We start from the raw sequence: 15,835 nt of genomic DNA, 5'->3' as shown, positions 1-15,835 counted from the left end.
TAATGAAATGTCAAATTAGATTGACAAGTTACGGTTCAATTCAGCCAGATCCAAATCTGCTTTATGTGGATTGTTCACGACAATCTTACCTTCTGCAGTCAAGCTGAATAATGCTCCTTCTTCCGCAGTACCAAGAATTGGATTTTCAACCATTTGCTCGTTACGGATACCTACTGCAAGACCTCCACGGCCTTCTTTAAGCAATTTAACGGCATGAGCACCCATGCGAGAAGCGAGTACGCGATCACGCGCTGTTGGAGAACCACCACGTTGGATATGACCAAGTTCTGTCACACGAAGATCACTTGTATCGCCTGCTGCTTTCAATTCTTCAGCAAACTGTGCAGCTGGCATAACACCTTCAGCTAAAACAATGATGCTATGTTTCTTACCATTGTCGTAGCCCGCTTTAATACGGTCAACAATATCGTTGATATTGAAGTCTTCTTCTGGAACAACGATAACATCTGCTCCAGAAGCAATACCAGCCCAAAGAGCGATGTCTCCCGCATGACGTCCCATTACTTCAACAACGAAAGTACGACGGTGACTTGATGAAGTATCACGGATTTTATCAATCGCATCCATAGCAGTTGTTACAGCTGTATCAAAACCGATTGTAAAATCTGTACCTACGATGTCATTATCAATTGTACCAGGTACACCAATAGCTGGGAAACCATGCTCCGTCAAGCGCATTGCTCCGTGGTAAGAACCATCACCACCGATAACAACTACACCTTCGATACCATGTTTTTTCAATTGCTCAATCCCTTTAAGTTGCCCTTCTAATTTGGCAAATTCTGGATAACGAGCTGAACCAAGGAATGTTCCTCCACGTGAAATAATATCACCTACAGAACGTGCAGACAATTCATGGATATCACCCGCAACCATACCTGCGTAACCTTCGTTGATTCCATAAACTTCCATTCCTTCTGAAATTGCTTGGCGAACAACTGCACGAATAGCAGCGTTCATACCAGGGGCATCACCACCACTGGTCAAAACAGCAATACGTTTCATTCGTTAATGCTCCTTTAACTTTTCATTTTAACTGCCCTATTATAACATACTTAACCTAAACTTGCTTGACTTTTTGCTATTTTTTTATCGAAAAATCGTTTTCATAACAAATTCACTTAACTCTTCTTCTAATTGAGGCGTTTTCATAACCATGTGGTGCTCAGCCTGAATTGTCTGATTACTATCTTGATAATGAAGTACTACTGGAATGCTTCCTCTATATTTATCCAAAATACGAGCAACAGCATAATCGTGTTCTCGATTTTCCAGAAGAATCCAAAATTTCTCCAAACTGACAGGCTCTAATTTTTCTAGAACTAATTGCAACTGTCCATCGCGCTCTTGCACTCTACCTGTGATGTATCCCATTCCCCCTTCTTCCAAAATAGAAGCGTATTGGCGATAAGAGTCTGGGAAAAGAGTTACTTCAAGCGTCCTCTTGGTATCTGTCACTCGAAGAAACGCCATCTGCTCCCCAGTCTTTTTGGTACGAATCAATCGAATAGCTTGAATCTGCACAAGAACGGTCACTCGATTACCAACCGCTAAATCAGCCAAATCTGTAAAACTACGCTTAGACTCTCGACAAATATTGACTAACGGATGCGGACTAATACCAACACCTAGCAATTCTTGCTCTAGCATAAATTTTTCGCTGTCGCTGTAATCTTCCACATCTGTCCAACTATAACTCTCCTCTGCAAAAAATGTACCAATTGCCTCTGCAAAGACAAAGAGATTGTCTAGATTTTCAATAATCTTTTTACGATTGGCGTCAAAATCATCAAATAAACCAATCTGAATAAGAGGGATTAGTAAATCTTTTTTCTTGAAATTATCTGGCAAGCGCAAAATAAAATCTTCTACAGACTTATAGGGACGATGATCCAATATCCATAAAGCTAAATCTTTAGGCAAACCTTTTAGTGTTTTTAATCCTAGGTAAACCTTACTTTGATCAAACTTATCGTGATAAGGAATATTGTTAATCGTTAGTCGGGCTACCTCAAAGTCAAACTGCATCGCATCTTCAATATAAGCACTGCTAGAATGATTGAGCATGACATCAAAAAAGACATCCGTATAGTGACTCTTGAAATAGGCCATTTGAAAGGCTAAGGCTGAATAAGCATAGGCGTGGCTACGGTTAAAACCATAACCAGCGAACTTAGCCATCATGCCAAATATTTCCCTTGCATTCTCTTCAGCATGTCCGTTTTTCAGTGCTCCCTGTAAAAATTCCGCTTCCATTGCCTGCATTTCCTGGGCATTCTTTTTAGACATCGCCCTGCGGAGTAAATCCGCCTTGCCAAGCGTAAATCCTGCATAGACCTGTGCAATCTGCATGACCTGTTCCTGATAAAGCATGATACCATAAGTCGGTTGTAAAATAGGAGCAATGGTTGGGTCCAACAAATCAACTGTCTCTTGTCCATGTTTGCGTTTTACAAAGTTATCCGAATAATCACTAGCCCCCGGTCTATTCAAACTCGTTGTTGCAACTATATCTTCAAATCGACCAGGTTTGACCCTTCGAAGCAGGCTAATCGCACCAGGCTGTTCAAATTGAAAAATTCCCTTAGTCCGACCAGCAGCAAAAAGTTCCAAGGTTTTCTTGTCTTCTAAATCTATCTTGGCAATATCAATTTCCTGCTGATAACGTTCACGTACTCCTTCTGCCATTTTTTGCACAAAGGTCAGATTTCGTAAGCCAAGGAAATCCATTTTCAACAGACCATTCGCCTCAACAGCATGTGCATCATATTGGGTTACCAGCATGTCATCCCCTATTTTAAGAGGGATGGTATCTGTCAAGTCCTCATCACTCATCACTATCCCTGCTGCATGGATAGAAGTCTGTCGGGGTTGCCCTTCAATTTGTTGAGCAATCGCAAAAGCTTTTTGGTACTCTATCTTACTATTGATAATCTGACGAAAAGCGGCATTTCGCTGATAGGCAGAAGTAAGACTATCCCTAAATGAAATTTTCTTGGTAATATTACTTAACTCATATTCAGGTGTTCCGAAACGCTTAAATACATCACGAATGGCCTGCTTAGCTCCAAAAGTCGAGTAGGTTACAATTTGCGCAGCATGGGTTGAACCATAACGATCTCGTACATAACGAATAAAATCTGCTCGATGAATATCTGGAATATCAATATCAATATCGGGCATTGAATAACGTTCAGCATTGAGAAAGCGTTCAAAGAGAAGATTATGCTTAACAGGATCAATGCCTGTGATATTTAAGGCGTAGGCAACTAGGCTTCCAACAGCTGAACCGCGCCCCATTCCCATGTAGTACCCTTGGCTACGTCCAAAACGAAGTAGGTCCCATACAATCAAGAAATAATCATCAAATCCCATTTGATGAATAATGGATAATTCCTTTTCCAAGCGTTCCTTATACAGTGAATTAGTCAAGCCCATCTCTTCTAATCCTTGATAGGAGCGCTCGTATAATTCTTCCACTGCAGGTCTGTCACGATTAAAACGAGGTAACTTCAAGTCAGTATTTAATTGGTAGGAAATACCTACAACCAAGTCACGCAGATTGTCTACCGCCTGAGGAAAACGACTAGAAAATAGACTGGTTAAACTATCCGCAGATAAAAGAATTTGTCGCTTATCCAAATCCGCCACTTGATTGAGCGGCACATTGTCCCGAATGGCATGAAGGACCTGCAAGCTCTCCATCTGGTTCTCCTCGAAAAAACGAACCGTATGAATTGGGAGTATTGCTTGCTTAAAGTCTTGAACTGGTGTATCAACCGTCACTCCGATATAATAGTTAACACCTAACTCAAGGTGCTCAATGCCAGAAAAATAAGGAACAACCACTGCTATGTCGACTAAATACTGGCGAATATCTTCAAAGTTATCCTGTCCAGTCATTTTTCCAGTCGATATTTTCAAGAGATTTCGATAGCCCTTGGTGGTCAAGGCAATCAACTGAGTTGTCACTTCTCGCTCCTGCCCCTCCAACTGCCAGTCCAATTCACAGCCGATGATTGGCTGTATTCCTGCCTTCTGACAAGTTTCCATAAAACTGTAAGCCGCATATAGACTATTCTTATCCATCATCCCCAAGGCTTGGTAGCCCAGCGACTTAGCTCTTCTTACATATTCTTCAATGGTCACCATGCTATCCATAAAGGTATAGACGGTTTTTGTATCTAGTTGTGCCAGCATGGTCTTCTCCTTTTTATTTCTTCTATTATATCAAATATTTATCCAAAAATATTTTTTAAAAATTCAAAACATTTTTCTTGCTAATTTATATAGTTTGTTGTATTATTAAGATAAGACATAAACACGGTGTCATCCTAGAAAGGAAATGATTATGGCTTGGAAATTTGATAATAACATCCCCATCTATATTCAAATCAGCAATACTATTAAATTGCAGATTGTGACTAATCAATTAAAATCTGGAGATAAACTTCCCACTGTTCGTGACTTAGCCGAAATTGCTGGCGTCAATCCAAATACCGTTCAGCGCGCTTTGTCTGATTTAGAAACGGAAGGCTTTGTTTATTCGGTTCGCACAACAGGTCGTTTTGTAACAGATAATCAAGAATTGATTACACAAACTCGCCTACATTTAGCACAAAAAGAACTCGAGAATTTTGTGAACAATATGTTAGATTTGGGTTTCAAACACGACGACCTCACTGGCCAGTTAGATGATTATTTGAAAGGAGTCACTTATGAATAACGCATATACTTTGGTTGAGCTACAACAAGTTTCAAAATCTTATGGTGGAGCTGTCGCCCTAAATAATGTCAATTTGAAGTTGACTGCTGGAAAAATCATAGGACTTTTGGGACCAAATGGTTCAGGTAAAACGACCATGATTAAATTGATCAACGGTCTGTTGCAACCAGAATATGGTCAAGTATTAATCAATGGTCGTACCCCATCGCCAGAAACCAAGGCAATTGTATCTTATCTCCCAGATACGACCTATCTTGATGAAAGCATGAAGGTTTCTGATGCTATCACCTTCTTTACAGATTTCTATGCGGACTTTGACAAGGAACGCGCCCTTCACCTCTTGCAAGATCTGGGGATTGACTTGAACAGCCGCATGAAACACCTGTCAAAAGGGAACAAGGAAAAGGTTCAGCTGATCTTGGTAATGAGCCGTCAGGCACAACTCTATGTCTTGGATGAGCCAATTGGTGGTGTTGACCCTGCTGCTCGTGATTATATTTTAAAAACCATCGTCAACAACTATTCGCCTACTGCCTCTGTGATCATCTCCACTCATTTGATTTCAGATGTTGAACAAATTTTGGACGAAGTAATTTTCCTTCAATATGGTAGTGTTATTCGCCATGAAAACGTGGATGACCTCCGTATCGAAAGTGGCGAGTCCATTGACGAACTCTTCCGCCAAGACTTTAAGGCTTAGTTAGAAGGAGATTGCTATGTTTAAGAAATTAGTCAAATATGAATTTCAATCCGTTGGGAAATGGTATGTAGGAATTTATGCTGGGGCATTGGTCCTGTCTGCAATACTTGGATTCTGGTTACAAGCTTTGACAATCCGAACACAAGCTGGAACCACAGAACCTAGCGGTGCTGAAATGGTTCTTTTCGCTACATCCTTCATGACCATCGGTATCCTGATTGCTGCCCTCGGTTTATCCACCTTTTTCATGGTTATTAACCGATTTAGAAAAAATGTCTATGGTCGTCAGGGCTATTTGACCATGACCTTGCCAGTTTCAAGCCACCATATTATTCTAAGTAAACTCTTGGCATCTTTGGTTTGGTACTTTTTAGCAGGAGTTAACATTGTTCTTTCAATCGGGATTATTTTAGCAGTCCTCATGCTCGGAAGTGGAGAATTTGTTATCCCTGAACTCCAAACCCTCATTCAAGAATTAGACTGGTCGGTAGTTTTTGCTCATTTATTTTATTCACTTATCGAGTCAACAATGGGAATCTTGCTGATCTACTTCTCCATTTCTGTTGGTCAACTATTTAAAGACCATCGACTCCTATTTGCCATTTTGACCTATATTGGCATTTCAATTGTAGTTGGTGTGTTTGGGACTCTCGTTTTTACCAATTATCTAGAGAACCTTTATAATGCCGCGCTACCATTATACCCAAATCCTATCTTGGCCTTGATCAATATCATTCTGGCCTTTGCCTACTATTTTGGTACACACTTTATCATGACTAAGAAATTAAATCTGCAATAAGAAAAAGCTCTTTGCCGGTCGTTCTGACATGGCCTAGAGCTTTCTTTTTACAAATTATACTTTTGGGCTAGGACATCTAGTAAATTTGCCTTTTCTACTTCACTGGCAAAGCTTGCTTGAATAGCATTTCTGTTGAATTGATAAAATTCTTCCTTGGTCGTTCCAAAATACTCTACAAATAGCTGATATTCTTTATTTAGGTTTGTATTGGAAACCGTTCGATTATCAGTATTGATGGTAATCTTTGCTCCCGCTTGAACCAGCTGTTCATAGGGGAAGTCTGCTAGAGTTTGGGCAGCTCCGGTCTGGAGATTTGAAGTCAGGCACATCTCAAGCGTTGCTCCGCTATTGACAAAAGCCTGAATAGCCTCAGCGTGACCGCTAAGAGCCGTTCCATGTCCAATCCGCTTGATACCCAAGGCCAGAGCTTGGGCTACATTGGTCACGCAACCACACTCACCAGCATGGAAGGTCATGGGGTAACCCAGAGATCGAGTGTAGTCAATCCACTCAGCCAACTCATGAGTTGGGTAGTCTGCCTCGTTTCCAGCAAAATCAAAGCCAACCAATCCTTTGGGTGCCAAATCAGCAATAGCAGAAAAGATTTCTCTGGTCTGCCTTGGATCAGTTTGTTTCAAGCCACAGACCAAGAGCTTGGCAACTATACCAAATTCCTTCTGAGCCTTTTCCATCCCACGCAAGACGGCATTCACAGCTTCCAGAATAGTCAAACCCTTGTCAGTCGATAATTCTGGTGCAAAGCGAAGTTCAATATAGAGGACTCCATCCTCTGATGCTTGACGTAGAACATCGGAGGTTGCTATTTCCAGCGCTTCCTCAGTTTGTAGAAGAGGTCGAACAAAGTCAAAGGTTTTCAAATAGGTCATCAGGCTATCCACCTTGCCCTCTATACTGACCAATTTTCTGAGTTCCTCATCCTTGTCTGGAATGGAAATTTCTGCCAGTTGGGCAAGTTGTCGGATTGCCGATAAAGATAAGGAACCATCCAAATGGCAATGCAATTCTGTCTTGGCTAATTCTTGTACATTCAACATCAACACTTCCTCTTTCGTAAGTATATTGTTAACTATCATATCACATTTTTGATAAATTACAAGATAATTTTCGCAAAAAATGAACATTATTCTTATTAGATAGTTTCAAGTGCAAGAAAAAAAGAACGATTTTCATCGTTCTTGCCATACGGAAGACATGGGATTCGAACCCACGCACGCTGTTACACGCCTACCGCGTTTCCAACACGGCCTCTTGAGCCTCTTGAGTAATCTTCCATATATGGAGCTGGTGGGAGTCGAACCCACGTCCAAACACCTGCTAACTTATTCGTCTACAACCATAGGTTATGTCTTGCTTTAACTTGAACTCGATACATAACTCAAACCTAGACCAAGCGAGTCAGTAAATCTCTTTTGGAACTGCCTGACTCAATCCCAACGTAGCTTGCTATTTTAAGACCAATCAGCAAACACAAGCAATTCGCGAATGGTCACGCAGGCAGGTTATTAAGCTGCTAATGCGTAAGTGTTTGTATTTTTTGCAGTTATATTTAACTGGCATTTTTACATCTGCCGATGAGTTGCAGAACAAGCCTCATAATGCCTGTCGAATCCGTAACAACCCCGTAGGATTTGATACAAGAACTATTATAGCAGAATTTTTTATAAATAGCAAAATTATTTTACATTTTCCTTACAATTTAAAAAAATTTTGAAATATGGTAAAATGAAAGTATGTATAAATTTTGGCAAAAAACCATTCAAGTATTAAGTATTTTGACCCTTATCGGGACTGCTATTTTTCTGTTTTGGCTCTATAAGATTGGCATTTTGAACGATCAAAATGTCTTAAGCGATTTAATCAAAAGCCAAGGTGCTTTAGGTAGCCTCTCCTTTTTAGCTATTCAGATTATTCAAGTTGTATTTCCGATTATTCCAGGCGGTGTTACGACTGTTGTAGGTTTCCTCGTATTTCATTTTTGGTGGGGATTCTTTCTCAATTATCTTGGAATTTCAATCGGTAGTATCATCCTTTTCTGGTTGGCTCGTCGCTATGGAAAGAAATTTTGTCTCCTCTTCATGTCTGAAGATACATTTTACAAATATGAAAGCAAAATTGATAATAAACGTAGTTATGAAATTTTCTTTATTCTTTGCATGCTTTCTCCCATTTCTCCAGCTGACATAGTGGTGATGATTACTGGATTAACAAGCATGAGCTATCGGAAATTTATTATGATTACTTTACTTTGTCGCCCTTTCTCAGTTGTGGCCTATAGCTTCTTTTGGATCTATGGCAGCCAATGGTTGCAGCAATTGTTAGGATAAGTCATAACCACCCGTGAAAACGGGTGGTTTGAACAAGGGCTATAAGCCCACATCACCAGCCAGCGCCTAAAGACGCTGGCTTTCACTTTGTTCAAGCCTCACTGCTTTTGACTCGTCACTAGCCTCTTAAAGAGGCATTCGTACTACTTGCCATTATCCCTAAAGGAATCTTCATACTCTTTTACACTCAATTTATCAAGTGCTAGATCATGTTTAACTCGCTTTCTAGATTTTAAGCTCGTGAAGAAATCATCCACTGGATAATTTCTTTATTCTTGTATATATTTCTTAATTGTGGCTTCATTAAGTCCAACTTACACTCTTCAACAATTCCCCAAATTGTTGAAGCTCTCTGCCCAGAAATGACGATTACCAAATTTATAGAGAGATTGGCGTGTTTATCAAACATCATAAGAGCACTCTTGCCTTTTAAATAGCCCATAAAACTGGATACACTTAACCGCGGGGGAATATTGACTAACATATGAACATGATCCAGCATCAGATGACCTTCGATAATTTCAACACCTTTATAACTACACAATCGTCGAAATATCTCTCCAAGACTACTTCGATATTGATTATAGATAATTTTTCGTCTATACTTAGGGGTGAAGACAATGTGGTAGAACACAGCCACTTTGTATGTGATAAACTATGTGCCTTTTGCGCCATATTTTTCTCCTTTCGCTTTACAATTGGCTTGAACACCTTTATTGTATCGCGTTTGGAGTTTTTTTGGTATAACCTTCATCGCGCACCCGCATAGCGGGTGGTTTATTTGTCACGCACCTTATGGAGCGTAACGGACTAAAAGTCACATAACAAAGCAAAAAGAGCAGGGTGCATCCTGCTCTACAATCCAAATTGACGTTTTTTATTCTTCTCTTGAGTTTATGTGCCTACCGTTTCCTACTCTCCAGTGCAAATATATACGTACTTTATTGACCGTTTCACAAGATGACGTGTGCTTTCACCACACTGACAAAACTAGAAATTAGGAAAAACTTCCCAACATCAACTTATAAAATGTAGGCTTTTAACCCTATCAATAATGTGGCTTTCGCCACGCTTCGGCATTCGACCCGCCTGTCCGTAGGCTTTGGTTATGATCAATAGCAGAGCTACTCATCCCATATAGGTCTGATATTTGCTAGAATAGGTATGACTACTTTTCCTAGGCTTTTTCATTTTAACACGAATTTTCTTGTTTGACAAGTGGAAAATTGATATTTTTTCAACAAAATCATGAACAATTCTAAAAAAATGACTTCGAATATTCGAAATCATCTTTTTTGAAACTATTTTATTCCTAATGCAATTCGAGCGTAACGGCTCATTTTTTGAACTGTCCAGGCTGGCGACCAAACCAGTCTAACATCTACTTCTGTTACTTCAGGGACATCCTTCAGTACATCATGAATTTGATCGGTAATTAGATCAGCTAATGGACAACCCATGGTCGTCAAGGTCATATCAATTTCAGCCTTGCCCTCAATAAATCGGATTTCATAAATTAGCCCTAAATTGATAATATCAATACCTAGCTCAGGGTCAATCACATCTTCAAGAACATGAAAAATACGCTCCTGAATGTCTTTAATTTGATCTTCTGTGTACGTCATTTTTCTCTCTTTCTTTTTCACAACTTCAATACTAGAAAAGAAACAAACCAAGTTTGTGTCAAAACCTCCCCGAACTCTCGCTTGTTTCCAGTTTGCAGCGAGCGGTTCAACTCGCCAAAGTTGAGTGCTTTGAAAAGCTACTCAACTAACGGCAATTCCCAATAGAATTGCCTAGACGACTTACTAATTTCTCACATCATTATGGTCGAATGATGTGAGAAACGTCGATTATCTCCCCCAGAAAATTAGGCCTGCTCTCTTATTTCTGGGCAGGCTTCAACAGTCTGGGAGACTGTTGAAGGTTGGAGATAAAACAAACGAAGTTTGTGTCAAAACCTCCCCGAACTCTCGCTCGTTTCCTGTTTTCAGCGAGCGGTTGATTTTGTCTCCCAGACAAAATCAATCCTCTATAAAATCTCTGAGTGGTTTGCTGCGGGATGGGTGGCGGAGTTTACGGAGGGCTTTGGCTTCGATTTGGCGGATGCGTTCACGGGTTACGTTAAAGACTTTACCAACATCTTCAAGCGTGCGCATTTTACCATCATCTAAACCAAAACGAAGACGCAATACGTTTTCCTCACGGTCAGTAAGAGTATCCAATACCTCATCTAACTGTTCACGAAGAACGACACGAGTTGTGTAATCAACTGGATTTTCAATGACTTCGTCTTCGATAAAATCTCCAAGATGACTATCATCTTCTTCACCAATTGGGGTCTCAAGTGAAACAGGTTCTTGGGCAATCTTAAGGATTTCACGAACTTTCTCAGGCGTCATATCCATACGCTCAGCGATTTGTTCTGGCGTTGGATCTTGGCCCAATTCTTGCAAGAGATTGCGTTGTTCACGAACCAACTTGTTAATGGTTTCCACCATGTGAACAGGAATACGGATTGTACGTGCTTGGTCGGCAATGGCACGAGTGATAGCCTGACGAATCCACCAAGTTGCATAAGTTGAAAACTTGAAACCTTTAGAGTAGTCAAACTTATCAACGGCCTTCATCAAGCCCATGTTTCCTTCTTGGATAAGATCAAGAAACTGCATACCACGACCGACATAACGTTTTGCAATGGAAACAACCAAACGCAAGTTGGCTTCAGCCAAACGTTGTTTCGCTTCTGGGTCACCTGCTTCAACCGCCAATGCCAATTCTTGCTCTTCCTCGTTGGTCAAAAGAGGTACAACACCAATTTCTTTCAAATACATGCGAACTGGATCGTTCACTTTTGCAGAAGTGCTTCCAAGCAATTCTTCGTCAGATAATTCTGGTTCTTCCTCTACCTGCATAGCACGAGCTGATGGATTTCCATCCTTATCAACAATTGAAATCCCTGCATCCTGAATACGTTGGAGCAAATCATCAATCCCATCAGCATCAAGCGTAAATGGAATAACCAGTTGGTCATTGATTTCATCGTCTGTAGCTGAACCTTGTTTTTTATGGTTACGGATAAATTCGGCAACTTGTACATCAAAAGTAGTTACTTCTGTTTTTTTATCTTTTTTATTTGTCATATTTACTCCATTTGTCTTCTTCTATCGAGGAGTTTTTGCAACTCATCGAGGGCAATATCTGCATTTCCCACATGGGAATGTTCACGGATTTTCCGTGCTAGGTGCTGGTTCTCCTTCTTCAACAATTCCTTGTCTCGCCGAATTTCTAATTCTTCGATTTCGTGTGGAGATACTTCATTAGGTAAACGTTCTTCTTGCATACGATACCAAGCCTGTTGAGCGGAATCGTTCAACTGTGATAGTTCAAAACTGGTAATTTCCCCAGATTTTTTTAACATATCATAAATAGCTTGCAATTCTGGCGTCGCAAAATAAAAATCTTCTCGTAAACGGAACTCATTGAGAATATAAGGATGTTCAACCATCCGATAAAGTAAATGGTTTTCTGTTCGAATAAGACTCGTTATACGAGCAATCGTTTGGACTGGTGGCAAATAAGACTGACCAGTCTGTGATTGAAATACCTGTTGTGTTCTCTCCTGGCGCTGGTTCAGACGAACAGCATTTACTGCCTGTTCCACCTGATTATAATCAAAATCAGAAAGTAAATCCGCCACCTTATAAATATAAGAATTTTGAGCTGTAATGGATGATACTTTGGCAATAATTGGTGCAATCTTATCTACAAACTCAATCTGCATTTGTAGATTGTCAGGATTTTCAGGTTTCAAGTATTGAATCAAAAATTCTACATCGCTGATTCGTGACTTGGTTAAAACCTGTTGCAAGGCTTCTTCCGAATTTTTCTGCAAAAATTCATCTGGGTCCATATTATCTGGCAAACTCACGATTTCAACCTGAAAATCTTGTAGTTCGTCCAGCACCTTCATGGTAGCTGCCTGTCCAGCCTTATCCCCATCATAAGTCAGAACAATTTTCTTACAAAACTTAGCTAGATGTGCAACATGCTCTCTTGTCAAAGCTGTTCCCATGGAAGCCACTGCATTATCAATCCCTACACGATGAGCAGCAATAACATCTAGAAAACCTTCCATGAGATAGGTTTCACGTTGCTTCTTAATAACCGCTTTAGCCTTGTCCAAATGATACAATTCATAGCTTTTATTGAAAATCGCAGTACTACGAGAGTTTTTATACTTAGCTAATTGTTTATTGTTTCGATCTTCTTCGGTCCAAATCCGACCTGAAAAAGCTACAATTCGACCATATTCATCCGCCAAGGGGAAAATAATCCTCTCTTGAAAGGCGTCATAAATAATATTATTCTCACTTGGATTGAACAAACCCGAATTCAATAGACTTTCTTCGTCATATTGACCTGATAGTTTTTGGTAAAGAATATTCTGTTCGGCAGGAGCTAAGCCTAGCTGGAATGTTTTTATGACATCATCTGTCAAGCCACGTTGGTGTAGATAAGCTCTAGCTTCCTCACCCATTTTGGTTGTCATCAAAAGGGCATGATAAAACTTTGCGGCATCTCGATGGATATCATACAGTACCTGATGCGGACTAACCCTTTTCTCTTCTGGACGATAGGAAGGAGTTACATCTACTTGAAAACCTGCCTTCTCAGCTAAGATAGCTGCCGCATCTGCAAAAGAAACACCACGAACTTCTTCGACAAACTTGAATACATCTCCGGACTTACCACATCCAAAACAATGGTAGAACTGCTTATCTTCAATCACATTGAAAGACGGGGTTTTCTCCCCATGAAAAGGGCAAAGACCGACATAATTACGTCCGGCCTTAGTCAAAGCAACCGTTTCACCAATAACATCAACGATATTGAGAGCTTGTTTTATTTCAGTAATTTTATCCTTTGAAAGCACATTCCCTCCTCATATCATACTAGCTAATTTAAAAAGTGAACACTCTCCCCTTAGTTTAACATACTCTATTGTATACTAAATACGGGAAAATGTAAAATTTCTAAAACAAATTACTTGTAAAATAATTTTTAACGGTTATTATATATAGAGTAAAATATTTATGAAAGGACATATTTAGGATATGTTGAAAGATTTGAAAGCCTTTTTGTTCCGTGGAAACGTGATTGATTTGGCTGTCGGTGTGATTATTGCATCTGCATTTGGTGCAATCGTTAAATCATTGGTTGAAGATGTAATTACTCCATTGTTCTTGACGCCAGCTTTGAAAGCTGCTGGTGCAGAAAAAATCGCTGACTTATCATGGAACGGTGTAGCATACGGTAACTTCTTGAGTGCTGTTATCAACTTCTTGATTGTTGGTACTGTTCTCTTCTTCATCGTTAAGGCTGCGGAAAAAGCTCAAAGCTTGGCTAAGAAAGAAGAAGCTGCTGTTGAAGAAGCTACACCTGCTGGTCCAACTCAAGAAGAATTGCTTGCAGAAATCCGCGACTTGTTGAAAAAATAATCAATAAGATAGTGAAACAGGTACCTTGCCTGTTTTCTTCTTGTCAAAAAAGGGGAGCCAATCGGCTTCCCTTATTGTTTTATCCTTCATATCCATTTGGATTTTTAGACTGCCAGTTCCATGTGTCACGGCACATATCCTCAATCGTTTTCTCTGTTTTCCAATTGAGTTCAGCTAGAGCCTTGTCTGCATTAGCATAGCAGGTCGCCACATCACCCGGACGACGGTCAACGATTTTATAAGGTACCGGTACACCATTCACTTTTTCAAAAGCTTGAACAAGTTCTAAGACACTAGTTCCTTGACCTGAACCAAGATTGTAAGTATGTACACCTGTAGTAGTTGAAATTTTTTCAAGCGCCTTAATATGACCGAGCGCCAAATCAATCACATGGATATAATCACGCACTCCAGTACCATCAACTGTATCATAATCGTTACCAAAAACGCTGAGTTCCTCACGTTTACCAACTGCTACCTGTGCAATAAACGGCATCAAATTATTAGGAATACCAGCCGGATCTTCCCCAATCAAACCAGATTCATGGGCACCGATTGGGTTGAAATAACGGAGCAATGCAATACTCCACTCCTTATCTGCTACTTCCACATCACGCAAGATTTGTTCCAACATAACTTTGGTATAGCCGTACGGATTCGTTGCGCTAGTTGGCATAGTTTCAACCAAAGGCGATGGATTATTGAGGCCATAAACAGTCGCACTTGAGGAGAAGACAATTTTCTTAACACCAAATTCTGCCATGACTTCTACCAAAGCTAGGGTTGACATGATATTGTTTTCATAGTACATAATTGGCTTAGCCACTGATTCTCCTACTGCCTTGTAGCCAGCAAAGTGAATGGCTGCCTCAATGTTTTCATTTTCAAAAACTTGGCGCAAGGCTTCCTTATCTGCCACGTCCAACTCATAGAAAGTTGGGCGCTTGCCAGTGATGGTTTCAATGCGATCTAAAACTAAAATACTTGAGTTTGAAAGATTATCTACGATAACCACTTCTTTCCCCAACTTCAACAATTCGACAACCGTATGACTACCAATATAACCTGCACCACCAGTAACTAAGATACTCATCTCTTTACTCCTTTTCACTTGGACAAAAATTCTATATCCCTATTATATGTTACTTGTTGTAAAATGTAAACAAAAAACAGCCTTTCGGCCGTTTTCAAATTCAATTAGAATTTTTTACGCTTGCGAGCTGCTTCTGATTTACGTTTACGTTTTACAGATGGTTTTTCGTAGAATTCGCGTTTGCGTGTTTCTTGAAGAGTACCAGCTTTAGTAACCGCACGTTTGAAACGACGAAGAGCATCATCAAGTGATTCGTTCTTGCGTACTACTGTTTTTGACATTTTTTTCACTCCCCTCAATTTCAAATTACATACTATTATAACTGCAATTAAAAGGATTGTCAAGAACTTTTTTACATAATCACGACTTTTTCCCATTTTGCTAAATTCCCAAAGTAAGTTCTAGTCTGTCTTAAAAACTGGAAATTAGACTGAGACAAAGAAATAAGGTAGAACTTACTATGGGACAAGTTGGTAACTGACAATGAAAAACAAACACTTAACTCTCTCTGATCGCAATGATATTCAAATAGGAATTGAACAACTTAAGCCCTTCTCAGCTATCGCTGCTAAGCTGGGAAAAGACCCATCCACAATCTCAAAAGAAGTTCGGAGAAATAGGGTGATAAAAGAGAACTCTAGTACCTCCAA

14 protein-coding genes, 1 tRNA gene, 1 other RNA gene and 1 pseudogene are annotated in these 15,835 nt (G+C 39.9%); 6 read left to right on the top strand and 11 right to left on the bottom strand.

Annotated features, from left to right (window positions below):
- Positions 1 to 15: 15 nt before the first annotated feature.
- Together pfkA and SST111_RS07230 are read right to left on the bottom strand one after the other, a co-directional pair.
- The gene (gene pfkA / locus SST111_RS07235) at positions 16 to 1,026 is read right to left on the bottom strand and encodes a 6-phosphofructokinase (RefSeq protein ID WP_002940961.1); all 1,011 of its coding nucleotides are present in this window, start codon (positions 1,024 to 1,026) and stop codon (positions 16 to 18) included.
- A gap of 84 nt (positions 1,027 to 1,110) precedes the next feature.
- A complete protein-coding gene (locus SST111_RS07230; RefSeq protein ID WP_099810496.1) occupies positions 1,111 to 4,221 on the bottom strand; it encodes a DNA polymerase III subunit alpha in 3,111 nt (1,036 codons plus the stop codon).
- 151 nt (positions 4,222 to 4,372) lie between these two features.
- Here SST111_RS07230 and SST111_RS07225 point away from each other — a divergent pair, with 151 nt between their 5' ends.
- From SST111_RS07225 to SST111_RS07215, 3 genes are read left to right on the top strand one after another with little or no spacing between them, the layout of a single operon-like run.
- Positions 4,373 to 4,747 carry a GntR family transcriptional regulator gene (locus SST111_RS07225; protein WP_014638280.1) on the top strand — a complete coding sequence of 125 codons (375 nt, stop codon included), beginning with the start codon at positions 4,373 to 4,375 and terminating at the stop codon, positions 4,745 to 4,747.
- A complete protein-coding gene (locus SST111_RS07220; RefSeq protein ID WP_024377436.1) occupies positions 4,740 to 5,447 on the top strand; it encodes an ABC transporter ATP-binding protein in 708 nt (235 codons plus the stop codon). Before SST111_RS07225 ends, SST111_RS07220 begins: the two co-directional genes overlap by 8 nt.
- A gap of 16 nt (positions 5,448 to 5,463) precedes the next feature.
- On the top strand, positions 5,464 to 6,246 hold the full coding sequence (locus SST111_RS07215) for an ABC transporter permease (protein ID WP_099810495.1): 783 nt from the start codon (positions 5,464 to 5,466) through the stop codon (positions 6,244 to 6,246).
- 47 nt (positions 6,247 to 6,293) lie between these two features.
- On the opposite strand, the gene add is transcribed toward SST111_RS07215, so the two are convergent.
- The 3 genes from add to ssrA form a co-directional block, all read right to left on the bottom strand.
- Positions 6,294 to 7,301 carry an adenosine deaminase gene (gene add, locus SST111_RS07210; protein WP_099810494.1) on the bottom strand — a complete coding sequence of 336 codons (1,008 nt, stop codon included), beginning with the start codon at positions 7,299 to 7,301 and terminating at the stop codon, positions 6,294 to 6,296.
- Between the two features lie 149 nt (positions 7,302 to 7,450).
- Positions 7,451 to 7,538, bottom strand: a tRNA-Ser gene (locus tag SST111_RS07205).
- A 2-nt stretch (positions 7,539 to 7,540) separates the two neighbouring features.
- Positions 7,541 to 7,888, bottom strand: a transfer-messenger RNA (tmRNA) gene (gene ssrA, locus SST111_RS07200).
- Positions 7,889 to 7,997: 109 nt separating this feature from the next.
- Between ssrA and SST111_RS07195 the strand changes: the two genes are divergently transcribed.
- Positions 7,998 to 8,591 carry a TVP38/TMEM64 family protein gene (locus SST111_RS07195; RefSeq protein ID WP_002935545.1) on the top strand — a complete coding sequence of 198 codons (594 nt, stop codon included), beginning with the start codon at positions 7,998 to 8,000 and terminating at the stop codon, positions 8,589 to 8,591.
- A gap of 143 nt (positions 8,592 to 8,734) precedes the next feature.
- Here SST111_RS07195 and tnpA read toward each other — a convergent pair.
- The 4 genes and pseudogenes from tnpA to dnaG all read right to left on the bottom strand — a co-directional run bounded on the left by tnpA (position 8,735) and on the right by dnaG (position 13,527).
- A pseudogene (gene tnpA / locus SST111_RS07185) lies at positions 8,735 to 9,266 on the bottom strand (IS200/IS605 family transposase).
- Positions 9,267 to 9,892: 626 nt separating this feature from the next.
- On the bottom strand, positions 9,893 to 10,216 hold the full coding sequence (locus SST111_RS07180; RefSeq protein ID WP_099810493.1) for a metal-sulfur cluster assembly factor: 324 nt from the start codon (positions 10,214 to 10,216) through the stop codon (positions 9,893 to 9,895).
- 399 nt (positions 10,217 to 10,615) lie between these two features.
- A complete protein-coding gene (gene rpoD, locus SST111_RS07175; RefSeq protein ID WP_024377441.1) occupies positions 10,616 to 11,734 on the bottom strand; it encodes an RNA polymerase sigma factor RpoD in 1,119 nt (372 codons plus the stop codon).
- Between the two features lie 2 nt (positions 11,735 to 11,736).
- Positions 11,737 to 13,527, bottom strand: a complete 1,791-nt coding sequence (gene dnaG / locus SST111_RS07170) for a DNA primase (protein WP_099810492.1) — start codon at positions 13,525 to 13,527, stop codon at positions 11,737 to 11,739.
- Positions 13,528 to 13,708: 181 nt separating this feature from the next.
- Between dnaG and mscL the strand changes: the two genes are divergently transcribed.
- Complete coding sequence (gene mscL / locus SST111_RS07165) at positions 13,709 to 14,092, top strand: large conductance mechanosensitive channel protein MscL (RefSeq protein WP_024378005.1); 384 nt, start codon at positions 13,709 to 13,711, stop codon at positions 14,090 to 14,092.
- A 79-nt stretch (positions 14,093 to 14,171) separates the two neighbouring features.
- Here the strand turns inward: mscL and galE are convergent, their stop codons facing one another.
- Positions 14,172 to 15,185: a UDP-glucose 4-epimerase GalE gene (gene galE / locus SST111_RS07160; protein WP_099810491.1), complete on the bottom strand. Its 1,014-nt coding sequence runs from the start codon at positions 15,183 to 15,185 to the stop codon at positions 14,172 to 14,174.
- A gap of 104 nt (positions 15,186 to 15,289) precedes the next feature.
- Complete coding sequence (gene rpsU / locus SST111_RS07155; RefSeq protein ID WP_000048054.1) at positions 15,290 to 15,466, bottom strand: 30S ribosomal protein S21; 177 nt, start codon at positions 15,464 to 15,466, stop codon at positions 15,290 to 15,292.
- Positions 15,467 to 15,668: 202 nt separating this feature from the next.
- On the opposite strand from rpsU, the gene SST111_RS07150 reads away from it, so the two are divergent.
- The coding region (locus SST111_RS07150; protein WP_018376841.1) for a helix-turn-helix domain-containing protein at positions 15,669 to 15,835 on the top strand (167 nt) is incomplete at its 3' end.

The sequence above is a fragment of the Streptococcus suis YS161 genome, assembly GCF_002760245.1.
In the GTDB taxonomy this organism is placed as follows: domain Bacteria; phylum Bacillota; class Bacilli; order Lactobacillales; family Streptococcaceae; genus Streptococcus; species Streptococcus suis_I.
Note: the sequence above shows the minus strand (reverse complement) of the source record. Positions and strands in the feature narration are given on the sequence as shown.